At 71.8% G+C, this 20,731-nt stretch carries 23 protein-coding genes, 2 tRNA genes and 1 pseudogene; 13 read left to right on the top strand and 13 right to left on the bottom strand.

Annotated features, from left to right (window positions below):
- Positions 1-66: 66 nt before the first annotated feature.
- The 6 genes from L3X23_RS11900 (at position 67) to L3X23_RS11875 (ending at position 5,588) form a co-directional block, all read left to right on the top strand.
- Positions 67-840 (top strand): nitroreductase family protein, encoded by a 774-nt coding sequence (locus L3X23_RS11900; RefSeq protein WP_237192280.1) that lies wholly within the window; start codon positions 67-69, stop codon positions 838-840.
- A complete protein-coding gene (locus L3X23_RS11895; RefSeq protein ID WP_237192279.1) occupies positions 840-2,129 on the top strand; it encodes an FAD-dependent oxidoreductase in 1,290 nt (429 codons plus the stop codon). Before L3X23_RS11900 ends, L3X23_RS11895 begins: the two co-directional genes overlap by 1 nt.
- Complete coding sequence (locus L3X23_RS11890) at positions 2,126-2,413, top strand: ferredoxin family protein (protein ID WP_237192278.1); 288 nt, start codon at positions 2,126-2,128, stop codon at positions 2,411-2,413. The genes L3X23_RS11895 and L3X23_RS11890 overlap by 4 nt, the downstream gene beginning before the upstream one ends.
- Before the next feature lie 127 nt (positions 2,414-2,540).
- Positions 2,541-3,017, top strand: a complete 477-nt coding sequence (locus tag L3X23_RS11885; protein ID WP_237192277.1) for a MarR family winged helix-turn-helix transcriptional regulator — start codon at positions 2,541-2,543, stop codon at positions 3,015-3,017.
- Between the two features lie 173 nt (positions 3,018-3,190).
- On the top strand, positions 3,191-4,444 hold the full coding sequence (locus L3X23_RS11880; protein WP_237192276.1) for an MFS transporter: 1,254 nt from the start codon (positions 3,191-3,193) through the stop codon (positions 4,442-4,444).
- 25 nt (positions 4,445-4,469) lie between these two features.
- Positions 4,470-5,588 carry a mandelate racemase/muconate lactonizing enzyme family protein gene (locus L3X23_RS11875; protein WP_237192275.1) on the top strand — a complete coding sequence of 373 codons (1,119 nt, stop codon included), beginning with the start codon at positions 4,470-4,472 and terminating at the stop codon, positions 5,586-5,588.
- A 24-nt stretch (positions 5,589-5,612) separates the two neighbouring features.
- Here L3X23_RS11875 and L3X23_RS11870 read toward each other — a convergent pair whose 3' ends face one another.
- Complete coding sequence (locus L3X23_RS11870; protein WP_237192274.1) at positions 5,613-6,578, bottom strand: YafY family protein; 966 nt, start codon at positions 6,576-6,578, stop codon at positions 5,613-5,615.
- Positions 6,579-6,721: 143 nt separating this feature from the next.
- On the opposite strand from L3X23_RS11870, the gene L3X23_RS11865 reads away from it, so the two are divergent.
- From L3X23_RS11865 to L3X23_RS11855, 3 genes and pseudogenes are all read left to right on the top strand, one after another.
- Positions 6,722-7,330: a GyrI-like domain-containing protein gene (locus L3X23_RS11865; RefSeq protein WP_237192273.1), complete on the top strand. Its 609-nt coding sequence runs from the start codon at positions 6,722-6,724 to the stop codon at positions 7,328-7,330.
- A 146-nt stretch (positions 7,331-7,476) separates the two neighbouring features.
- Positions 7,477-8,343, top strand: a complete 867-nt coding sequence (locus tag L3X23_RS11860) for an LLM class F420-dependent oxidoreductase (RefSeq protein WP_237192272.1) — start codon at positions 7,477-7,479, stop codon at positions 8,341-8,343.
- Between the two features lie 323 nt (positions 8,344-8,666).
- A pseudogene (locus L3X23_RS11855) lies at positions 8,667-9,089 on the top strand (GMC family oxidoreductase N-terminal domain-containing protein); the annotation flags it as partial.
- A 92-nt stretch (positions 9,090-9,181) separates the two neighbouring features.
- Here the strand turns inward: L3X23_RS11855 and L3X23_RS11850 are convergent.
- A tRNA-Pro gene (locus L3X23_RS11850) sits at positions 9,182-9,255 on the bottom strand.
- 274 nt (positions 9,256-9,529) lie between these two features.
- Between L3X23_RS11850 and L3X23_RS11845 the strand changes: the two genes are divergently transcribed.
- Both L3X23_RS11845 and L3X23_RS11840 read left to right on the top strand, forming a co-directional pair.
- Positions 9,530-9,625 (top strand) — tRNA-Sec (locus L3X23_RS11845).
- 100 nt (positions 9,626-9,725) lie between these two features.
- Positions 9,726-9,929: a cold-shock protein gene (locus L3X23_RS11840; RefSeq protein WP_093088258.1), complete on the top strand. Its 204-nt coding sequence runs from the start codon at positions 9,726-9,728 to the stop codon at positions 9,927-9,929.
- Between the two features lie 64 nt (positions 9,930-9,993).
- On the opposite strand, the gene L3X23_RS11835 is transcribed toward L3X23_RS11840, so the two are convergent.
- From L3X23_RS11835 to L3X23_RS11795, 9 genes are all read right to left on the bottom strand, one after another.
- Positions 9,994-10,527 (bottom strand): heme-copper oxidase subunit III, encoded by a 534-nt coding sequence (locus tag L3X23_RS11835; protein WP_093088378.1) that lies wholly within the window; start codon positions 10,525-10,527, stop codon positions 9,994-9,996.
- Between the two features lie 112 nt (positions 10,528-10,639).
- On the bottom strand, positions 10,640-11,221 hold the full coding sequence (locus L3X23_RS11830; protein WP_237192271.1) for a vitamin K epoxide reductase family protein: 582 nt from the start codon (positions 11,219-11,221) through the stop codon (positions 10,640-10,642).
- Positions 11,218-11,844 carry a thioredoxin domain-containing protein gene (locus L3X23_RS11825; RefSeq protein WP_237192270.1) on the bottom strand — a complete coding sequence of 209 codons (627 nt, stop codon included), beginning with the start codon at positions 11,842-11,844 and terminating at the stop codon, positions 11,218-11,220. The genes L3X23_RS11830 and L3X23_RS11825 overlap by 4 nt, the downstream gene beginning before the upstream one ends.
- 87 nt (positions 11,845-11,931) lie before the next feature.
- Positions 11,932-12,288 carry a hypothetical protein gene (locus L3X23_RS11820; RefSeq protein ID WP_237192269.1) on the bottom strand — a complete coding sequence of 119 codons (357 nt, stop codon included), beginning with the start codon at positions 12,286-12,288 and terminating at the stop codon, positions 11,932-11,934.
- Positions 12,289-12,378: 90 nt separating this feature from the next.
- Positions 12,379-13,614: a hypothetical protein gene (locus L3X23_RS11815; RefSeq protein ID WP_237192268.1), complete on the bottom strand. Its 1,236-nt coding sequence runs from the start codon at positions 13,612-13,614 to the stop codon at positions 12,379-12,381.
- Positions 13,614-13,961 carry a hypothetical protein gene (locus tag L3X23_RS11810; RefSeq protein ID WP_237192267.1) on the bottom strand — a complete coding sequence of 116 codons (348 nt, stop codon included), beginning with the start codon at positions 13,959-13,961 and terminating at the stop codon, positions 13,614-13,616. The genes L3X23_RS11815 and L3X23_RS11810 overlap by 1 nt, the downstream gene beginning before the upstream one ends.
- Positions 13,958-14,854 (bottom strand): hypothetical protein, encoded by an 897-nt coding sequence (locus tag L3X23_RS11805; RefSeq protein WP_237192266.1) that lies wholly within the window; start codon positions 14,852-14,854, stop codon positions 13,958-13,960. Before L3X23_RS11805 ends, L3X23_RS11810 begins: the two co-directional genes overlap by 4 nt.
- Before the next feature lie 21 nt (positions 14,855-14,875).
- Positions 14,876-15,604, bottom strand: coding sequence for a CbtA family protein (locus tag L3X23_RS11800; RefSeq protein WP_237192265.1), 729 nt, complete (start codon positions 15,602-15,604; stop codon positions 14,876-14,878).
- An 11-nt stretch (positions 15,605-15,615) separates the two neighbouring features.
- Positions 15,616-15,831 (bottom strand): CbtB domain-containing protein, encoded by a 216-nt coding sequence (locus L3X23_RS11795; protein ID WP_093088237.1) that lies wholly within the window; start codon positions 15,829-15,831, stop codon positions 15,616-15,618.
- A gap of 126 nt (positions 15,832-15,957) precedes the next feature.
- Here L3X23_RS11795 and L3X23_RS11790 point away from each other — a divergent pair, with 126 nt between their 5' ends.
- Positions 15,958-17,130 carry a cytochrome P450 gene (locus L3X23_RS11790; RefSeq protein ID WP_237192264.1) on the top strand — a complete coding sequence of 391 codons (1,173 nt, stop codon included), beginning with the start codon at positions 15,958-15,960 and terminating at the stop codon, positions 17,128-17,130.
- Here the strand turns inward: L3X23_RS11790 and L3X23_RS11785 are convergent.
- On the bottom strand, positions 17,117-18,274 hold the full coding sequence (locus L3X23_RS11785) for an acetylxylan esterase (RefSeq protein ID WP_237192263.1): 1,158 nt from the start codon (positions 18,272-18,274) through the stop codon (positions 17,117-17,119). The two genes, L3X23_RS11790 and L3X23_RS11785, sit on opposite strands and share 14 nt — an antisense overlap.
- Before the next feature lie 170 nt (positions 18,275-18,444).
- Positions 18,445-19,713 carry a transposase gene (locus L3X23_RS11780; protein ID WP_237190731.1) on the bottom strand — a complete coding sequence of 423 codons (1,269 nt, stop codon included), beginning with the start codon at positions 19,711-19,713 and terminating at the stop codon, positions 18,445-18,447.
- 199 nt (positions 19,714-19,912) lie between these two features.
- On the opposite strand from L3X23_RS11780, the gene L3X23_RS11775 reads away from it, so the two are divergent.
- Positions 19,913-20,716: an IclR family transcriptional regulator gene (locus L3X23_RS11775; protein ID WP_237192262.1), complete on the top strand. Its 804-nt coding sequence runs from the start codon at positions 19,913-19,915 to the stop codon at positions 20,714-20,716.
- The last annotated feature ends 15 nt before the right edge of the window (positions 20,717-20,731 follow it).

Below are 20,731 nucleotides of genomic sequence, written 5' to 3'. Positions count from 1 at the left end.
TTATATATTGGACGCTCTCAGTCGGTGCGTCCAGGCTGGGGGCGACATCTCGACGAAGGAGACGCGATGACGACCGCCGCCGACCAGACCGCCGGGCAGGACGCGGGGACCCCGCCGCCCGACGCCGCCACCTACGACCAGCTCCTCGCCCTCGCCCGGCACCGCCGCTCGGTGCGCGCGATCGACCCGAAGCGGGAGGTGTCCGACGAGACGATCGAGAAGATCCTGGAGGTCGCGCGCTGGGCCCCGTCCGCCGGGAATGCGCAGCCGTGGGAGTTCCTCGTCGTACGCGACCCGGAGACCAGGGGGCGCATCGCCGACCTGTACTCCCGGCAGATGACCGACAAGCGCGAAATGCAGGAGGCCGTGTGGGGGCACCGCAACCACATCGGCTACACGGGGTTCCGCCACTCACCGGTCTTCGTGCTCGTCCTCGGTGACCCGCGGGTGATCGACGCCTACCCCGTGCGAACCGCGCTGGAGAAGGGGGAGTCGCATTTCGTGACGAGCCTGGCGCAGGCGACCGTCTTCGCGCACCTCGCCGTGGCGTCGCTGGGTCTCGGCTCGCAGTGGATCAGCGACGTCAGCTCGCCGTACATGAGCACGATGATCAAGTCCTGGCTGGGGATCCCGCGCGGACTGCGCATCTACGACATGTTCGGCGTGGGACACCCGGCCGTCATGCCGACGCCGACGACCCGCCGGGAGCTCGACGAGATCGTCCATCGCGACCGCTACGACGCCACGAAGGCGCGTGACCAGCAGGCGATCGAGGACTTCCTGTGGGGGGACACCCTGCTCGGCGGGTTCAAGTCGCACAACGGCCTCAAGGGATCCTGATGCGTGTCGCCGTCGTCGGGGCGGGCCCTTCGGGGGTGTTCGCGACCGCCGAGCTCCTGACCCGTCCGGGGGTCGAGGTCGACGTGCTGGACCGCTCGTACACCCCGTTCGGACTCGTCCGCTACGGGGTGGCGCCGGACCATCTCAAGATCAAGACGGTGGCGACGGCGTTGAGCCGGGTCCTCGCCGACGAGCGGGTGCGGTTCCACGGCGGCGTGGAGCTGGGTCGCGACCTCTCCCTCGACGAGCTGCGCTCGGTCTCCGACGCCGTCGTCCTCGCCACCGGGGCGCGGGACTCCCGCCGACTCGGCATCCCCGGTGAGGACCTGCCGGGGAGCTTCACCGCCGCGGACATGGTCCCCTGGTACAACGGCCACCCCCTCGACGGGGTCCGGTGGTCGACGGCCTCGTCCTCGGTGGCCGTCGTCGGGGCGGGCAACGTCGCGCTCGACGTCTCGCGGATCCTGCTCAAGGGCGGAGCGGGTCTCGCGAACACGGACCTGCCAGGCTCGGTCGCGGCCGTCCTGGACGCGCGGCCGGTCACGGACGTGCACCTCGTCATCCGTCGTGGCGTCGCCGACGTGCGGTTCAGCCCTGCGGAGCTGCTCGAGTTCGATCATCTCGACGTCGATGTCCTCGTCGACCCGACGGAGATCACCCTGGGGTCGGCGGAGCGCGCCAGGGCCGCGGAGGATCGACTGGTCGCCCAGCGGGTAGCGATGTTCACTCGGTGGGCCGAGGCGGGCGCGGTCGGTGCCGGGCGTCGTCTGCACGTGCATTTCCACCGCACCCCCACCGAGATCGGGGGTGCCGCCGGGGTGGAGGCGATCGCACTGCGGGACAACCGCTCGGGTCGCATCGAGGAACTGTCGGTCGGCGCCGTCGTCACGGCGATCGGGTACCGCGCCGCAGCGCCCGCAGGTCTCTTCACGACCGATGGCGCAGTGCACCACGACGCGGGCCGCGTGGCCCCCGGGCTGTACGTGGCGGGCTGGCTCAAACGTGGGCCGAGCGGAGTGATCGGCACCAACAAGGCCTGTGCGGCCGAGACGGTCCGGGCGCTGTGGGCGGACGTCGACAGCGCGGCCATCACCGGCGGTGCGGACGGACCTGCCGATCTGGTCCGCTCACGCCTGCCCGAGGTCGTCGACTGGTCCGGCTGGACGCGGATCGACGCAGCCGAGATCGCCCTCGGCGCCACCACGGGCCGCGCCCGAACGAAGATCACCAACCATGCCGAGCTCGCGCGCCTGGGCGCGGCTGCGGTTCTCGCCGAGGAGACCCGATGACCTACGTGATCACTGCAGGCTGCATCGACGTGATGGACCGCTCCTGTCTGGAGCAGTGTCCGGTCGACTGCATCAAGCCGGGGGAGCGGATGCTCTACATCGATGCCGAGGTCTGCATCGACTGTGGCGCGTGTGAGCCGGCGTGTCCGCAGGAGGCCATCGCGATGGATGCGATGCTGCCGGAGGAGATGCGGAGCTATGTCGACACCAACGCGGCGTTCTTCGCCGCGGGCGCCTCGGTGGATCCGCCCGAGGTGGCGTCGGCGCCGCGCCGCGCCGGGTGATCCATCAGTGTACTGATTGATTGTTCCCGACCCCTGAGGGTGCACGACCCCCGGCTCTGCGGCACTTGTACGATCGGGGTGCCCGCGGTCGGCCGACCCGGGTGCGCTTGCCGCGAGAGGGGGACTGGTGGCCTCGCCGCAGCAGCCCGCCGGGCCCGTCGAGTTCGACCTCGCGAGCATGATCGGGCACCTGCTGCGCACCTGCCAACAGGTGCATGTCGCGATCTGGGCCGAGAACTTCCCCGGAGGTCTCACCTCGCCTCAGTTCGCCGTCCTGCACGCCCTCGCCCACGACGGCTCGCTGACCCAGGTGACGCTGCGCTCGAAGATCCGGCTCGACCGGTCCACCACGGCGGACGTGATCCGCAGGCTGGTCGCGCGCCGGCTCGTCACCCAGGTCAAGGACCCAGAGGACGCCCGGCGCCGGGTCGTGCGGCTGACCGCGGCGGGCCGGGCGCTCTACGTCGAGTCGACAGTGCGTGCGACGCAGGTCAACGAAGCGATGCTGGCCGGACTGGACCCGGTGCAGCGCGAGCAGCTCGTCACCCTGCTCACGTCCCTTCTCGACCATCACAAGGGCTTGCTGGACTACCGGGAGAACTGACTCTCCGGCCCTTGACAGGTGGTTCCGCCTGACACATTCTTCCGTGTACTGATGAATCTTTGGAGCTCGGGCTCCGCCACCACGCTTCGCCGACTCCCAACGGAGGGACCATGACCGGCGTCGTCCGCCCGTCCTCACCGACCGCGTCCACAGCGCCAACGAGTTCCCGCAAGGTGGCCTTCGCCAGCCTTGTCGGGACGACCATCGAGTACTACGACTTCTCGGTCTACGCGATGGCCGCCTCCCTGGCGCTCGGCCCCCTGTTCTTCCCGTCGGGAAGCGGTGCCGCGAGCACACTCGCGGCCTTCGCGACGTTCGCCGTCGCCTTCATCGCTCGCCCGCTCGGGTCGATCGTCTTCAGCACGATCGGCGACCGGGTGGGGCGGCGGCGTGCCCTCCTGATCTGCCTGTTGCTGATGGGGTGCTCGACCGTCGCCATCGGGTTGTTGCCGACCTATGCCGCTGCGGGTGCCATCGCACCGATCCTGCTCGTCGTCTGCCGGATCCTGCAGGGACTCGCCGTGGGCGGCGAGTGGGGCGGTGCGGTCCTGCTCGCGACCGAGCACGCACCGCCGAACCGGCGGGCGTTCTTCGGCGCGTTCCCGCAGATCGGTCCGCCGCTGGGCTTCGTCCTGGCCGCGCTGATCTTCTCCGTCACGACGGCGGTCAGCGGCCCTGAAGGTTTCCTCGTGTGGGGCTGGCGGGTGCCCTTCCTGCTCAGTGTCGTGATGGTCGGAGTCGGCCTCTGGGTTCGCCTGCGGGTCGAGGAGTCCCCGGTGTTCGACGCCGCCGCGAGTCGCGACGAACTGGTGAAGGCGCCGCTGATCGAGGTCTTCCGCCGCTACCCCGGACGCATCCTGATCGGCATGTGCACCGCCCTCGGCGGTCTCACCACCTGGTTCCTCATCACGACGTTCAGCGTGTCCTACGGCACTGCGGCACTGGGGATCGGCTCGCAGACGATGATCCTCGTGGTCTGTGCCGCTGCGGCCACCCACGGCGTTCTCGTCCTCCCTGCGGCGCTCGTCGTCGAGCGTTTCGGCCGCCGGATCCCGATGATGATCGGTGCGGTCGGTGTCGCGGTGTGTGTGGTGCCTGCCTTCGCGCTCCTGAGCACGCGGAACCCGGTACTGATCGGCCTCGGGTTCTGCGTGACCATGGTGCCGTTCACCCTGATCTTCGGCCCCGTCGGGGCCTGGCTCGCCGAGCTGTTCCCGACCAGAGTCCGCTACGTGGGCGCCTCGACGGGCTTCATGCTCGCGAGCCTGCTCGGAGGCTTCTCCCCGCTGGTGGGCAGCGCTCTACTCGCCGGGGGGCGTCCGCCCGTGGTGCTGGGTGCCTACGCGGGGGTGCTCGCCCTGCTGGGCGTCCTCGCTCTCGCGTTCTCGCCGGAGACCAAGAACCGGTCGCTACTGACCTCAGAGTGAATCCCGACCGTCGAGGAGAATCCGCATGTCCATGTCGACCCGCACCATCGAGCGTGCGGAGGTCAGACTCGTCGACCTCCCCCTGGGCTCCGCCCGCGGCGGCTCGGGTGCGACCCGGCTGCAGCTCGCGTTGGTCACGCTCGTCGACGCCGACGGAGCGCAGGGGACGGGATACAGCTACTCCCTCGGCCCCGGCATGGGCTCGGTGGTCGCGCTGCTCGAGGAGCTGCACCTGCCTGCGGTCGTCGGCTCCGACCCGGACGACTGGGCACGGGGCTGGTACCGGATGCGCGATGCGACCCATCGGCTCGGTACCGGTATCCCCCTCTTGGCGACGTCGGCCGTGGACATCGCGATGTGGGACCTGCGTTCGGTGCGAGCGGGACAGCCGCTCTACCGGTTCCTGGGCGCCCAGCGCGAGGAGATGCCCGTCTATGGAAGTGGCCGGGCGACGCATGCCATGACCACCGAGGAGCTGGTCGAGGGGGCCCGCAGCTATGTCGACGAGGGCTTTCCCGCGGTGAAGCTCCGCGTCGGGGTGCGGGCCCCCGCGGACGACGTGGCGCGAGTCGCTGCGGTGCGGGCTGCGGTCGGCGACGACGTGGCGATCATGGTCGACGCCAACGAGCGTCTCGACCTCCCCACAGCACAGTGGATGGCTCCGCGGCTCCTCGACCTCGGCGTCGTGTGGTTCGAGGAGCCGGTGCCGTCACGCCACCCCCAGGCGCACCGCAGCCTCTCGACGGGCCCCACCCCGCCGTTGGCGGTGGGGGAGCACGTGCTCGGACTGGCGGGCTTCACCGAGTTCGTCGACAGCGCCTCGGTCTGGATGCCGGATGCGCCGCTGACCGGTGGCGTGTCGGAGTTCCTGCGCATCGACGCCCTGGCGGAGGCACACGGAGTGAGCGTGACCCCGCACTTCCTGCCCGAGCTGCACGTCCATCTCGTCGCGGCGGGTCGGGCCACGACCTGGCTGGAGCACTTCCCGCTGCTCGACGATCTGCTCGCCGAGACGCTCACGATCAAGGACGGGGTGACCACCCCGCCGGACCGGCCCGGTCACGGCCTGCGCTTCGACGAGGGCCGGGTCGGGGCACACACGGTCCGCTCGGTCGAGGTCGGGCCACGCGGCCGAGGACGATGACGGCTGGTGGCGGGCCCGCCCGGCTCAGTCGGGTGGTCGTTGGAGGACGAGGAGCTCCTCCAGTCGGGCGACGACCATCTCGCGGACGTCGTCTGGAGCCAGGACCGTGAACGGCACGCCGAGCCGGAGCAGGTAGTCGGCGACCCACCCTGGACTGGGTCCACCCAGTCTGGTCAGGGTGTGGTGCGGGCCGTCGGCGCGGTGCTGCGCGACCGTGGCCGGGACGAGGGCCTGAACCTCCCCGAGTGGGCGGTGGATCTCGACGTCGGCATGGACCTCGAACGGGGTGGCGGTGATCGAGGCTTCGACGAGGGCGACGGCGTCGACACCGCCGCGACGCGCTTCGGCCCGACCGGTGACGGTGACCCCGGTGATGCGGTCCACCCGGAAGACGCGCCAGTCGTCGCGGTCCAGATCCCAGGCGGCGAGGTACCAGCGGTGCGCGGTGCGGACCACCCGTACCGGCTCGACCTCACGGTCGGTGCCGGCACCGCGGCGGTCCCGGTAGCGGAACCGCGCCCGCTCCCGTCCTCGACAGGCCCCGGCGAGCGCGGTCAGCACGTGGAGGTCCACCTCACCGCGTGGTTCGGGTGCCTGCCCGGCGCGAGCCGTCGCGGCGTCGAGCCGGTCCAGCGCCTCGGCCGACCTGCGTGGCAGGCATCGCTGCAGTTTCCGCAGTGCGGTCAACGCCGACTGTCCCTCGCCGTCCGGATGGTTCCAGGCGAGGCTGCGCAGCGCGATCGCGGTGGCCATCGCCTCGTCATCGTCCAGGGTGAGCGGGGGCATGCGTGATCCCGCTCCGAGGCGGTACCCGCCCCACGGGCCGGTCGTCGCCTCGACGCCGTACCCCAGCTCACGGAGCTTGGCGACATCACGTCGAACCGTGCGCTCGTGGACACCGAGGCGGTCGGCGAGCTCGGTCGAGGTCCACTCCGGTCTCGTCGACAGTACCGCGAGGAGCTGGAGCAGACGGTGTGAGGCGCTGAGCACGAATCCGAGCGTAGGCGGTGACCCGGACAGGATCTGTCCGCAACCCGACCTAGGGTCCGAGTCGTGGCACCGAGCGGCTCGCCGAGGACGGCGATCCTCTCGATGCTTCGCCAAGGCACTGCCCACGACGGGGGAGAACTCTCATGACCACCGACCCGAGCGCCGCGGCGCCCACCGCGCACCTGAGCGCTGCCGATCATCCTGAGCTGGTTCGGGCACCCCGCACGACCTTCGTGTCGATCCGGGGCAGCGGACGTCCGGGTACCGCCGAGTTCTACCGCAAGAAGGAGCTCGTCGGCGCGGTCGTCCGTGCTCTGCCGGCTGCGCGGCAGGTGCGAGCCGCGGCGGGCGTCGTGGAGATCGTCTACTGGTACCCGGACGCCGCGGCGCCCGTCGACATCGCGGACTTCTACTGGGTCAACCCGATCGACGACCTCGAGTACCGCGTGCTCGCCCAGGTCGATGACGGGACCACGGGGCAGGAGCTCGTCTCCGCGGTCGGGGCCGCGGATGCCACGGATGCCACGGACGTCGGGGCGGAGCTGTTCACGCTGCCCGAGCGTCTGGTGGTGCAGGTGATGCACCATGGCCCGTTCGCCGAGGAGCGTGAGACGCTCGCGGGGCTGGGTGCGTTCGCCGCGAGCCGGGGCGTGCGGCGGGTCGGCGCCCACCATGAGATCCACCTGGACCCCTTCACGGCGCGCACTCCGCAGGACGAGCTGCGCACCATCTTGCGGGACCCCGTGGGCTGACGATCGGGTGGGGCCGCCCAGGGGCGTCGTCTCGTGGCCCGATGTCGAACCCGATCGCGTCGGACCTGTCACAGGTACGGCTATGATGTAACTAGAGTAGTTATGTTTCTGTGTGGTGGTCACGGTCCACGTGATGGAGGTGCGGTATGCGGTTCGGAGTGTTCGCGGTCAGCCAGGTCGGGGGAGGGGAGCCGGAGGCGGCGGTGGCGTCGGTCCGGCTGGCGGAGGAGTTGGGGTTCGAGTCCTTGTGGCTGAACGACCATGTGGTCGTTCCGAGTCGGTACGACAGCGTCTACCCCTACGACGAGTCGGGGAAGATGGGTGGCGATGACGTGGTCGATTTTCCGGATCCGCTGATCTGGCTGTCGTTCGCGGCGGCGGTGACGAGTCGGATCCGTCTCGCGACCGGGGTGCTGGTCCTGCCCCAGCGCAACCCGGTCGTGTTGGCCAAGCAGGTCGCGACGCTGGACCGGCTCAGCGGCGGGCGGGTCGTGCTCGGGGTCGGTACCGGATGGCTCGCGGAGGAGTTCGCCGCGGTCGGGGTCGACTTCGCGGGACGTGGTCGGCGGCACGACGACTACCTCGCCGCGATGCGACAGCTGTGGACGGGGGAGCCGGCGTCCGTCGATCGAGACACCGTCTCCTTCTCCGGCGTGGTCAGCGTGCCGACCCCTGCGCAGTCTCGGGTTCCGATCGTGGTCGGTGGTGGTGGACCGCGGGCGATTCGTCGTGCGGCTCAGCTCGGTGACGGGCTGTTCCCTGCGGCGCTCCCGGCCGGTGAGGTCGCAAAGACGGCTCGGTTGCTCCGCGAGGAGACGGAGCGGGCGGGTCGTCCGGCGGGTTCGGTCGGTCTCACGGTCATCGACGGCGCCCAGGATCTCGACGAGTTCTCGCGCCTGGTGGAGCAGCACGGTGCCGCGGGAGTGGAGCGGATCTTGATCCCGGTTCGTCCGGAGAAGGAGCTGCGGACGTTCGCCGAGGCGATGTCCGCTCGCTTCGGGATGACCGCATAGGTGGGCCTGGTCTTCGGCGCGCTCCGCCGCGTCCGTCTCCGACCTTGCGACGAGGTGCGTCGACGCCACCGGCGGCGACCAGTGGTCTCCAGGAGGCGTGGCCCCGGTTGGTGACTCTGACGCCTCCCTCGCCGGCCCCAGGCCAAGCGTCCAGTTGGAGATCGACGACCGGGAGGGCTACGACAGGTACGCGAACGCGGATCACGGCCGCATCCTCGCGCGGTTGGGTGGACGCGTGGTGGTGGCCGAGGACGACGTGAAGACTCCGGAGGGAGACGGGGCAGGTACCGCACGGTCGTCGTGAAGTTCCCGACGGCGAGCGCGCGGTCGGCGTCGAGTACGAACACGAGGGTACGGTCCAGACCGCGGTCGCCGACCGAGAGGTGGTGCTCAGCGCAGGGGCCTACAACTCCCCGAAGCTGCTGATGCTCTCCGGTATCGGGCCCGCCGCACATCTACGGGAGCTCAGCATCGACGTAATCGTCGACCAGCCGAACGTCGGCGCCCACCTCCAGGACCACCCGCTGACGCTATTGCAGGTGGAGACCTCTGCGGCGGCTGTTCGTCGGGCCCCGCGGGGGACGGGTGACGGTCGCCATCCTCAGGGATGGCACCCGCTGGGACGAAGTGGTCGCCGATCTCGGTCTCGAGAAGCTCCGTCGCCACGACCTCCCACACACCGGCCTGACATGGGGATGGCCGATGCAGGGGCGACGCCCATGATCAGGACAGGGACCGCGGCATGATCATGATCACACGGTTTGTACATCGTGATTCCGCAGGTGGAAACGACGAAGGCCGGTGGCTCCGTCGAGAAACCACCGGCCTCTGCCGACCGTCGGGACGACAGGATTTGAACCTGCGACCCCTTGACCCCCAGTCAAGTGCGCTACCAAGCTGCGCCACGTCCCGGCCGCCCCCGTGAGGGCTCGATCAGCCTACCGCACCGCTGATCGTGCTCTGCACCGACCCGGACGCCGCGTCCCCCCAACTCGTCCGCGAACACACCGACCCGAGAGCCACGGTGGGGCACCACCGTGACGGTCCATTGAGTCTCGTCCCGTCCGGGCCGGGGCGCCACCGCCCTCGGTCGCCCCGGGGTGGGCGACTTTCGTAGGTACCGGCCGGTAACCCGCGGTCCGGCGGTCCCGGGCCGCGGCTGTGTAGAGTCCGGTCGGGGTGACGGGGAGGCGTCCGGGTGCCTGGTGGCCCCCGCGGTCTTCAACACCGACGTGGCCGAGTATCTCGGTCAGGCGGGTTCGATTCCCGTCCGCCTCCGCCACCCGGGAACGGTTCGTCGGTGCGTGTCGGGGTGCGGTCGAGCACACCGCGGGCCGACGGGGATATCCTCACCACAACACACCCGTGAGACAGGACGAGACATGGCGCAGGGCACCGTCAAGTGGTTCAACGGCGAGAAGGGCTTCGGCTTCATCGAGCAGGACGGTGGCGGCGCTGACGTCTTCGTTCACTACTCGCAGATCGACGGACGCGGTTTCCGCAGCCTGGACGAGGGCCAGCGGGTCGAGTTCGAGATCGGCCAGGGCCAGAAGGGCCCGCAGGCCGAGGGCGTCCGCGTCATCTGAGGTCGCCACGGAAGAGGCCCACCCCGCTGTGCGGGGTGGGCCTCTTCTGCTGTTCGGACCCGGGTCAGCGGATGAAGTAGATGACGGCGAACAGGCCGATCCACACGACGTCGACGAAGTGCCAGTAGTACGACACGACGATCGCGGCGGTGGCCTGGGCGGGGGTGAACTTGCTCAGCGTGGTCCGGACGATCAGGAACGCGAACGCCACGAGCCCGCCGATGACGTGCAGGCCGTGGAAGCCCGTCGTCATGTAGAACATCGTCCCGTACGCGCTGGACGAGATCGTGGTTCCGGTGTGCACCAGCTCGTAGTACTCGTAGGCCTGGCCGATCACGAAGATCGTGCCCATCGCGAGGGTGAGCAGGTACCAGCGGCGCAGCCCGAACACGTCGCCGCGCTCGGCCGCGAACACGCCGAACTGGCAGGTGAACGAGGACGCCACCAGGATGATCGTGATCGTCAGCGCGTAGGGGACGTTGAGGTGGGTGGGCGGCGGCGGCCATTCCCCGACGTGCTGGGCCCGCGCGGTGAAGTACATGGCGAACAGGCCCGCGAAGAACATCAGCTCGCTGGACAGCCAGACGACCGTCCCCATGCTCACGATGTTCGGGCGGTTCAGCGAGTGGATGCGGGGGGAGAGCGAAGCGGCGCCGGACGTCACAAAACGAACATATCCGACATTCTACGGTCGGTCGAAGCCGGGGCCGTCACAGCTCCGGCCCGAACCGGAGCAGGACGAGCGCCACGAGCACCGCGAACCACAGGGCAAGTGGGACCGAGTGCCGCCGCACCAGCGCCGCGACGGCCGGGTGCGTGGGCCACCGCCGGTCGAGGTTCCGCAGCGTCACGTACCAGAAGATCGGCACCGTGACCGCCCACACGATCATGCAGTAGGGGCACAGGGCGCCGATCCGGTAGAGGCTCTGGCCGATCAGCCAGTGCACGAACACCGCGCCCGCGGTGGCGCCGAGCTGCAGCCCCGCCCAGTACCACCCGGCGAGCCGCCCGCCGGCGAGCAGGGCGGCGCCCGTGGCCGCGACGACCGCGAACCCGGCGATGCCGAGCAGCGGGTTGGGGAACCCGAAGACGGCCGCCTGGGCCGTCGTCATGACCGAACCGCAGCTCAGGACGGGGTTGATGCTGCAGGTGGGGATGTAGGCGGAGTCCTCGGCGAGGGCGAACCGCTCGACCGTGAGGACGAACGCGGCGAGCAGGCCGATCCCACCGCCGACCACCAGCAACCAGGGCAGACCGCGGGGGAACGGCTCCCGCGCCTCGGCGGCGGTCATCGGGCGAGGACCGCGTCGAAGGCGTCGACCAGGTCGCCGACGGTCTGTGGCTGGAGGCGTTCGCCGTCGAGGAAGAAGCTCGGGGTGCCGCGCACGCCCAGCGCCTCGCCGTCCGCGCGGTCGGAGCGGATGCGGTCGAGCGTCTCCGGTGCGGCGGAGACGCGGTCGTACTCGGCCAGGTCGAGGCCCAGGTCGGCGGCGTACCCGCGGAAGCGCTCGTCCACCGGCTCCGGGCGACCGCCCCACTCGGCCCGGGTCTCGAACATCCGCTGGGCCATCGGTGCGAACGCGCCCTGCTGCGCGGCGGCCTCGACGGCGCGGGCCGCGGGCTCGGCGTGCTGGTGGGCGTCGATCGGGAAGTAGCGCACGACGAACCCGATGCGGTCGCCGTACTCGGCGCGCAGCTGGTCGAGGGCGGGGTGGACCGCCGCGCACGCCGAGCACTCGAAGTCGAGGAACTCGACGAAGGTGGCCTCGGTGCCGGGTGAGAGGCGGTGGCTGTCCGCCCGGTGGGCGGCGGTCGAGCCGCCCCAGGGGACGAGGACGACGACCAGCACGGCGACGAGCGCGGCGCCGAGGGCGGCGGCGAGGGCGGCGGCGAGGATCTTGACGTTCAGGGGCACGGGACATCCGTTCTCAGGACGCGGACCCGCACGACGGTGCGGGTGGGGGACGGCCGGACCGACCCACGTCGTGGGTCGGTGGGCCGATCAGCGCCTGCTGACGCAGATCTCCGTACAGAGCACGGCGCCGCCGGGAGCGTCCGGCGGGCTCGACGAGACCGGGACGCGGGGTCCAGTGGGCGTACCGCAGGGGACGGCGCGGGCGTCCGGCACCGGGGACGGGGTGAGATCGGTCGCCGCGGCGACGCGGAGCACCGGGGTGGCGAGGCCGTCGTGCAGCGGGTGGGTGTCCGGGCAGGCGGGCGGCGCGGGGGTCGGGTCGTTCGGGTACGCGACCGCGGTGACCGGCACCACCGTGGGGCCGGCGGGCGTGCACTGCAGCACCAGGGCCACACCGACGAGGAGCACGGTGAGAAGCCCTCGCAGCGCTCGCCCACCGGTCACGGACGGGAGGCTACCGACCCCGCCGCCCGTGAGTGGTAAGTGGTGCTCCAGCACCACTTACCACTCACGGGCGGCGGAGCCGCGACACCGTCAGGGCGCCAGGACGAGCGCGACCGCGACACAGGTGAGGATCACCATGGACGCCAGGATCGGGTACTGGATCCGCAGCGCGACGGCGGACGGGAACAGCCGCACGGCCCGCTCGTGGGCCGCGACCGCCGCCGCCACGTGCCCGAGGACGATCGCGCCGAGCTGCACGGCGGCGATCGCCCCCACCCCGACGACGGTGTAGTCGACGGCCTCCCGCCACCCGAGCAGCACGACGACCTGCTGCCCGTCGAAGACGAGCAGTGAGAAGTAGTGCGCGATCGCGTAGCCCGCCGCGATCGGGACGAGGGTGTGCGCGAAGGCGCGGGGGAGCGGGGCGCGGTCCTCGCCGCGGACGGGGTCCGCGCGTCGGGTGCCGAGCAGCCACAACGCCGTGACCAGCGCCGTGGCGCCGACCAGCCCGACCGTGGCCCACAGCGTGCCGCGCAGCGGCCAGAGCTCCGAGCGGGACAGGCCGTCGAACGCGGTGGTGCCGAGCAGCACCAGCACGACGGCGGTGAGCCCGGGCCGGGGGCGGACGGCCTCCAGCCCGTCGAGCGGGTTGCGCAGCACGAGCCGGCCGTCGCCCCGCCTGCCGAGCGGGGCGAGCGCGCCGAGCAGGGTGGACCAGACCTCGAACCCGTCGCCGTGGGCGAACCAGTCCCGGCCGAGGACCAGCGCCGCGGCCACCTGGACGACGGCGTAGCCGGTCAGGCAGGCGGCGACGAGCCGCGGGTCGGCGGGTTCGGGCGCGGCGAGCTCCAGCCAGCCGAACGCGCCCAGCACCACCGCCGCGGGCCAGAGCCCGACCCGGGCGGGCACACCCCGGCCCGCGGGGTCGATCCGCAGAATCCGGGCCAGCAGCAGGTGCAGGGCGCGCAGCGGGTTCAGCACCCGCCAGACCGGCCCCAGCAGCAGCGAGGCGGGGACCAGTCCCACCCAGAACACCACGTAGAGGGTCCAGGGCGCGAGGTTGTCCGGCGTCTCCGGCGGACCCGTGAACCCCACGACGACCACCGCGACGGCGAGCACGGTCGTGACCGCGCGCAGGATCGGGCCGAGCAGCCGCGGCGGCTCGGGCAGCGGCCTCCCCGCGGCCGCGCCGCGCAGCCGCGGCGTCCGCCAGAGCACGCCGAGCAGCACGAACGTCAGGACCAGGACGAGGCCCGCGGCGAGCGCGGCGTACTCGACGGGGACCGGGAGGTCGCCGCGGGTGCCGACGCCGTGCGCCAGGGGCATCAGCGGACTTGCAGGGTGGCGAGCGGCTCCCCGGAGTGGTGGAGCTCGAGCTCGAACTCGCCGGGGACGTCCGCGGTGAAGTCGATCGTCGCGGTGCCGCCCGCGGGCACCTGCACGGCCTTGTCGTACCCGTGCAGGTGGGCCTCCTCGGCGGTGTCGCTGCCGATCTCCAGGTGGACCTGCGACCCGAGCGTGACGGGCACGGTGCCGGTGTCCCCGGTGACCTGCCCGCCCGCGTAGGCGACCCGCACGGTCTGGACGCCGCCTGCGGGCGGGGCCTGCGGCGCGCCGCACGCGGTCAGCAGGACCGCCAGGAACAGGAACAGGGCCGCCGAGCGGGCGGTCATCGGGCCTCCTCGGGAACGACCTGGTCGGGGAGCGTGTCCGGGGTCATGGCGCGCAGCGCGGCGAACCCGGTGAGCAGCAGCCCGACGCCGAGGCCGACCGTGCCGGCGGTGGCGATCCGGTCCAGCGTCGGGTCCCAGGCGTAGGGCAGGACGGCGTCGGCGAAGCTGTCGGTGTCCGACACGGTGAGCAGGGCGAGCACGGTGCCACCGATCCCGGTCAGCAGGGTGCCCCAGCGGGTGCCCGCCACGGTCAGCGCCGCCCCCGCGACCGCCGCCGCCCAGGCCCCGATCCCGATGCCGGCGGTGCCGAACACGGTGGGCCAGTAGGGCAGGTCCACGGGTACGTCCGCCGAGCCGAGGACGTGCACGAGATGGGCGGCCACGGCCAGCAGGCCGAGACCGGCGACGGCGAGCTCCGCCCAGCGCCGTCGGACCGCGGGGGCGCCGAGCAGCGCGGCGCCGACGGCGAGGGCCGCGGTCAGCCCCCACCACCCGGCGGTCGCGGGGGCGGGCGGCCAGATCGTCTCGCCGCGCAGGGCGACCGGCTCGCCGTCGACCGACAGGGGGATCGTCCACGCGACGGGGGCGCCGCTCGGGGACGTGGCCACCCGCGGGTCCGCCCAGTGGGCCGAACCCCCGGGCGGGACGACGGGTTCCTCGCCGCGGTCCGCGACCGGCACGACCTCGACGGTGGCGGCGGTGTCGTTGACCAGCGCGAGCCGGGCGCCACCCTCGACCACCCGCACGACCAGCCCCGGCACCGGCGGATCGAGCCCCAGCACCCGCGGGAGATGGGGCTCGGACGCCAGGCCGGACCCGTGGGCGGTCGCCGTGCCCGCCGTGACCACCGCCAGCAGGGCGGTGAGCACGGCGAGCAGCGCGAACCTCGGCATGGGCGGAGTCTCGGACCGCGGTCAGCCGGCGAGCTCGGCGGCCCGCTGCGACGAACGGCGGTCGACCAGGGCCCCGAACAGCAGCCCGAGCACCGCCCACAGCACGACGTGCAGACCCAGGGTGGACAGCCGGAAGTCGTACAGGACGACGGCCGGGAAGTCCGCCGGGGTCTCGGCGATGGTGGGCAGCAGGGCCCCGATCACGCCGATCACCACGAGGTAGCCGAGCACGGCGAGCAGCACACCGTTCCACGCCCCGAATCGGGCGACCAGCCGCCTGCCCACGGCGACGGCCGCCACCGCGACCGCGATCGACAGCGCGAGCATGAGGACGAACGTGCCGGTCCGCAGGCCGATCGTGTCGTCCGCGCTGGAGGCGGGCGGGTTCGACGGGTACTTCAGGAACGGCACCAGCACCACGACCACGTACCCGACGAGCGCGAGCACGGCCGAGGTCGCCCGGGCCGACAGCCGCCCGATCCGGCCGTACACCCCGGCGAACACCAGGGCGAAGATGCCGCCGATCGCCACGCCGTAGATCAGCAGCGCGACCAGCAGCCCGACCGTGCTCTGCACGCCGCGGCCGACCATCGGCTCGCCGCCGGCCTCGCCGGACGCGGCGGCGAGCATGTCCTCGTAGGCGATCCCGCCGTCGAGCGCGGGCTCACCCACGAGGTAGGCGAACACCCACGCGCACACGGCTGCCGCCAGGCCCGCGAGCATGCCGCGGACCAGCAGTGTCCTCACCATCGACCGTGGTCCTAGTGGCAGGGGAAGCCGAGCAGGTGCCGGCCGTCGTGGACGAACTCATGGATCATCTCGCCGGAGAACACCGAGGTCGCCCCCTGGTCCATGCCGACGAGGTAGAGCAGCGCCAGCAGGATCACGCCCGCGAAGACCGCCCACGGGGCGAGCTCGCGCAGCGGGACGACGCCCAGCGACACCGACGAGCTCGGCAGGGTTGCACCCTGAGCCATCACGACCTCCAACGAGTCATATGAACGGATGTGCAAGCGTCAGCATCCGATGACATGTCGTGGTTGTCAATGGTGCGCCGGGCTACAGTCCGATACCCCCGTCCTCACACCTGCCGAGGAGCCCTCGTGACGATTCCGAGCGACGAGGCGGACCTCTTCTCCGACGAGGCCCGGCTCGACCCGTACCCGATCTACGACCGGCTGCGCGAGGCCGGCCCGGTCGTGCATCTCACCCGGACCGACCTGTACGCCCTGACCCGCTACGAGGACGTCCGGGCCGCGTTGATGGACTGGCGGACCTTCTCCTCGGCCCGCAGCGTCTTCGTCGACCCGCAGACGAACGCGCAGCTCGAGGGCATCACGCTGTGCAGTGACCCGCCCGAGCACAGCCTGCTGCGCTCGGTGCTGGGGCGCCCCCTGCGCCCGGAGCTGATGCGGGACATCGCGCCTCGGGTCGAGGCCGCGGCGGACGAGATCGTCGGCGCGCTCGTGGACCGCGGCCGGTTCGACGCGGCCACCGACCTCGCCGAGCACCTGCCCATGACGATCGTGTCGGACCTGGTCGGGTTGGGGGAGGCCCACCGGGGCAAGATGCTGCAGTGGGCCGCGGCCATCTGGGACGTCCAGGGTCCGGTCAACGAGCGGTTCACCGCCGCCACGCCGCTGGTCGAGGAGTTCCTCGGCTTCGCCGCCGAGGAGGCGGTGCCCGGCCGGATCGTCCCGGACGGCTGGGCCGACCAGCTCTACCAGGCCGCCGACCGCGGCGAGCTGCCGCGGGAGAAGTGCCCGGTGATGATGCTGGACTACGTCACCCCGAGCCTGGACACGACGATCCTCGCGATCACGAACATGATCGCGCTGTTCGCCGCCCACCCCGAGCAGTGGACGCTGCTGCGGGAGGACCGCAGCCTGGTCCCGCACGCGATCAACGAGTCGCTGCGGGTGGAGTCGCCGGTGCCGCAGTTCAGCAGGGTGCTCACCGAGGACCACGAGGTCGACGGTGTGCCGCTCGCCGCGGGCACCCGCGTGGCGCTGCTCTACGGCGCCGCCAACCGGGACCCGCGGAAGTACCCCGATCCCGCGCGCTTCGACATCACGCGGCGGCCGTCGGACCAGCTGGCCTTCGGGCGGGGTGAGCACGTGTGCATCGGGATGAACCTGGCCCGGCTGGAGATGTCGGCCCTGCTGGAGCGGCTGGCGGACCGCGTCGAGCGCTTCGACGTGCTGGCCGCCCGGCCGCTGCTCAACAACGGGCTGCGCGGCTTCGAGCACCTGGAGGTGCAGGTCACGGCCGGGTGAACAGCCCGGCGTTCAGGTAGACGTCCCAGTCGGCCGCGGTCAGGCCGTGCTCGCCCGAGCGCAGGTGATAGCCCATCGCCGGTCCGCGGAAGGCGGTGTCCGTGGCCGGCGGCCAGGCGTCCGAGGGCAGGCCGGTGTCGCCGAGCCCGTAGAGCGCGAAGACGGGGGCGGCGGCCCGGTAGGACAGGAACTCGCCCTGCGGGTCGGCGTTCGCGTCCTCGGACGCGCTCCCGACGAGCACCGTCCGCGGCGCGAGCAGCGCGAGCAGCTGGTGCTGGTCGACGGGCAGGGACGCGGGATCCCCGGCGAAGGCGCGGTAGTTCTGCGCGAACCAGTGCGGGAAGGACTCGGTGATCCGCGCGATGGACTCCCCGCTGTCCCGCCGGGCGAGCTTGGTGCCGGTCGAGCCCGAGTCGTTGGTGATCGCCGCGGCGAACCGGGTGTCCTGCGCCCCGGCCCAGAGCGCCGCCTTGCCGCTGCGGGAGTGGCCGATCACGGCGACCTTCGTCGCGTCGACGTCCGGGTCGGTCTCCAGGTAGTCCAGCACCCGGCTCGCACCCCACGCCCAGGCGCTGACGGCGCGTCCGGCGTTGTCGGGGAGGTCCCGGTCGGCCGGGTGGAACAGGTCGATCACGCCCGTGCGGTAGTCCCCGCCGTCGGGGGCGACGGCGTTCGCGTCGAAGTGGGCCAGCGCGTAGCCGGCCTTCGTGATCGCCTCGGTGGGGAGGTAGTCGGAGGACGCGCGCGGGTCGCTGCCGCGGTGGTCGATCATCAGGAACGTGCCGCGGGGCCTGCCCTCCGGGAGGGTGAGGTCCGCCTCGAAGGACCCGGTGCCCTCGGGGCCGGTGATCCCGATGGTCACCGTCTTGTGCCTGCCCTGCTCGGTGACGGCGAAGGTCTGCGCCGTCGGCTGCGGGAGGCTCTCCCCGTAGACGTGCTCCCGGAACGCCGCCAGGATCTGCGGCCGTCTCCGCTGCTCCCACGTTCCGACGTCCGTGACCGGCGCCCCGTCGTCGAGCTCCAGGGGGTCCGGGTACTCGATGCCGTCGATCGTCACCGCCACGGGGGTGACCGCTGTGGGCGGCTCCGCCGCGGCCGCCCAGACCCCACCCAGCACCAGCAGCGCCGTGACGCACCTGGTCACGATGTGTAGTCGGTCGACGCGGCTCGGGACACCCACACCGCGGAACCTACGGCAGGAGGACGTGCCCGCAACCACCGTCGGCCCATCGGAGGACCCCGACCGGGTGAGCGGGTGTGGTGTCCTGCGATCGCTAAGGTCGGCTCATGAGACACCCTCTGTCAACCTTCGGGTCAGGCGGCTCGGCCGAGGGCTCGGTTGCGGTTGGCGACGTGGACGGCCTCGTCGTAGAGGACACCTCGGGTCAGGCAGTGCCAGAGGATCTCCAGCCAGCGGTTCCCCAGGGCCCGCAGCGCGTTGTGGTGACTCTTTCCGGCAGCGATCTTCCCGTCGTAGAACTCCCGCGCCCAGCCGCTTCGAGTAAGGCTGCAGAACGCCCATTGGTGCACGGCGTCACCGAGGTATCTGTTGTGCGCCAGGCGTCTCGCGACGACGAAGTCGCTTTTTCCCGAGCGTCGGGTGACCGGGGCTCGACCGGCATAGCACTGCAGACCGTTCGGAGAGTCGAACTGCCCGAGGTGCTCACCGATCTCACCGGCGACCCGAGCTGCGAGTCTGTCTCCCAGGCCGGGGAAGCTCAGGTAGATGTCCCCGCCCGGGAAGGCCTTCCCCGGGTCGGGCTCCTCCACGGTGTGATCACGCCGGGTTCGCCGCCCTCCCAGGAGCAGCTCACCCATGCGCTGTTCCCAGCCGCGGCGGGCCTCGTGCAGGGCGAGGAGCTGGACCGCGGCCAGCCGGATCCCGGCGGCCTTGGCGCGCACGAGGTAGTCCCGCGTGGGCAGCGACGGCACGGTCAGAGCGGCGGTGACCCGGTCGGCGAAGCGGCCGGGCCAACCGTGCCGGCCGGCGCGGGCGAACGCCTCGAGCTCGTCGCGGGTCGCAGCGGCGAGCTCGTCCTGGGTCGGCCAGCGCTCCAGCAGTCGCAGCACCGTCGGAGCACCGAGGTCCTTCCCGGCAATGATCAGCGCGGCGGGGTAGGTGGTCTGCAGGTCGGCTCGGAGCCGGTTGAGCAGGCGGCGTTGGTCACGGGCGGCGCGTTCGTCGTCGCGGCCGATTGCGCGCAGCTCGCCTGCGATCGGCCCGTGCGGGACCAGCGTCTTGAGCACGGCGTGGCGGTCGAGCGCCAGCAGACAGCAGATCCTCGCGTCCTCGGCGTCGTCCTTCTTCCGCGCCGGGCCGCGGCGGCGGGCCACCAGGTCCGGGTTGACCGGCAACACGGTGAACCCGGCGTCGAGCAGGGCTTCGACGAGCAGCCCGTGGCGGGTCTCGATGACCACCCGGACCTCGGCCGGGTCGGGCTCCAGGCGCAACGCACGCTCGACCAGAGCAGCGACACCGTCCGGTCCGTGCGCGATCCGGAACTGCTCGACCACGCCTTTCTCCACCGTGCCGAGGGCGACGTCATGAAACTCCTCAGCCCAGTCGATGCCGATTCCCAGCACCCGCTTCTCTCCTTCCGCCGATCACATTCTGCTCGCTGTGCTCGGCGGACCGGGAAGGCGCTGCGTCGTGCTGATGAACCAGTCCTCGCGGGACCACACCCTCCTGGACATCAGACCTTCGCCGGGGCCCGGCAGGGGCGCCGTCTCATGCCAGTCCTCAAGGGACAAGCGCCGAAAGCGCTCCCTGCCGGGAACCACCGTGCGAAAGGAAGGTAGAGCCATCAGCGTCGAGGACGCCCCGACCGGCTCGCGACACCGGCTGCTGGTCCTGGGCAAGATCACCGAGATCCTCGACGCGTTCACCCTCGCCCGGCCGGTGCTGACCCTCGGCGAGATCCAGAAGGCGACCGGGATCCCCACCTCCACCGTCCAGCGCCTGGTGGCGAACATGGTGGCGGAGGGCCTGCTGGACCGGGCCGGGGACGGCATCCGGATCGGCGTGCGGATGGCCTACTGGGCCGCGCCCGCGACCCAGGGCGTGGACGTGCTGGAGCTCGTCGCGCCGGTCGTCCGGTCGCTGCGGGACGAGACCGGGGAGACGGCGTGCTTCTTCCGGGCCGAGCAGGGCAGCCGGGTCTGTGTCGCGCTCGCCGAGACCACGCACGCCCTGCGCCGGGAGATGTACGTGGGGAAGGTGATGCCCCTGCACGTCGGCTCGGCGGGCCGGGTGATCCTGGCCTGGCGCCCCGACCTGCTCGACCGCGTGCTGGCCGAACCTCTCGAGACCCTGACCGACGAGACGATCACCGATCCGGACGCGCTGCGCCTCGCCGTCGCCCGGGCCCGGCGGGACGGGGTCTCGGTGACGGTCGGCGAGCGGGAGGACGGCGCGTCCGGACTGGCCGCCCCCGTGTTCGACTCGGGGGCGGAGCTGGTGGGGGCGCTCGGCGTCGTCGGGCCTCGGCTGCGGATGCCTCGCGAACGGTGCGAGGGGTGGGTGGACACGGTCGTCGCGCACGCCGAGCAGCTCGTGCGCACCCTCGGCGGTCGGCACCCCCGATGAGCCGCACGGACGGCG

Origin of the sequence: Pseudonocardia sp. WMMC193, assembly GCF_021728735.1 — a bacterium.
In the GTDB taxonomy this organism is placed as follows: Bacteria; Actinomycetota; Actinomycetes; order Mycobacteriales; family Pseudonocardiaceae; genus Pseudonocardia; species Pseudonocardia oroxyli.
The sequence above is the reverse complement of the archived record's forward strand: the minus strand, read 5'-3'. Positions and strand labels throughout refer to the sequence as shown.

Coding starts and splice junctions, on each gene's coding strand:
- L3X23_RS11900 (WP_237192280.1), top strand. CDS start 67: ATGACGACCGCCGCCGACCAGACCGCCGGGCAGGACGCGGGGACCCCG.
- L3X23_RS11895 (WP_237192279.1), top strand. CDS start 840: ATGCGTGTCGCCGTCGTCGGGGCGGGCCCTTCGGGGGTGTTCGCGACC.
- L3X23_RS11890 (WP_237192278.1), top strand. CDS start 2,126: ATGACCTACGTGATCACTGCAGGCTGCATCGACGTGATGGACCGCTCC.
- L3X23_RS11875 (WP_237192275.1), top strand. CDS start 4,470: ATGTCCATGTCGACCCGCACCATCGAGCGTGCGGAGGTCAGACTCGTC.
- L3X23_RS11865 (WP_237192273.1), top strand. CDS start 6,722: ATGACCACCGACCCGAGCGCCGCGGCGCCCACCGCGCACCTGAGCGCT.
- L3X23_RS11860 (WP_237192272.1), top strand. CDS start 7,477: ATGCGGTTCGGAGTGTTCGCGGTCAGCCAGGTCGGGGGAGGGGAGCCG.
- L3X23_RS11840 (WP_093088258.1), top strand. CDS start 9,726: ATGGCGCAGGGCACCGTCAAGTGGTTCAACGGCGAGAAGGGCTTCGGC.
- L3X23_RS11835 (WP_093088378.1), bottom strand. CDS start 10,527: ATGGGGACGGTCGTCTGGCTGTCCAGCGAGCTGATGTTCTTCGCGGGC.
- L3X23_RS11830 (WP_237192271.1), bottom strand. CDS start 11,221: ATGACCGCCGCCGAGGCGCGGGAGCCGTTCCCCCGCGGTCTGCCCTGG.
- L3X23_RS11815 (WP_237192268.1), bottom strand. CDS start 13,614: ATGCCCCTGGCGCACGGCGTCGGCACCCGCGGCGACCTCCCGGTCCCC.
- L3X23_RS11810 (WP_237192267.1), bottom strand. CDS start 13,961: ATGACCGCCCGCTCGGCGGCCCTGTTCCTGTTCCTGGCGGTCCTGCTG.
- L3X23_RS11805 (WP_237192266.1), bottom strand. CDS start 14,854: ATGCCGAGGTTCGCGCTGCTCGCCGTGCTCACCGCCCTGCTGGCGGTG.
- L3X23_RS11800 (WP_237192265.1), bottom strand. CDS start 15,604: ATGGTGAGGACACTGCTGGTCCGCGGCATGCTCGCGGGCCTGGCGGCA.
- L3X23_RS11795 (WP_093088237.1), bottom strand. CDS start 15,831: ATGGCTCAGGGTGCAACCCTGCCGAGCTCGTCGGTGTCGCTGGGCGTC.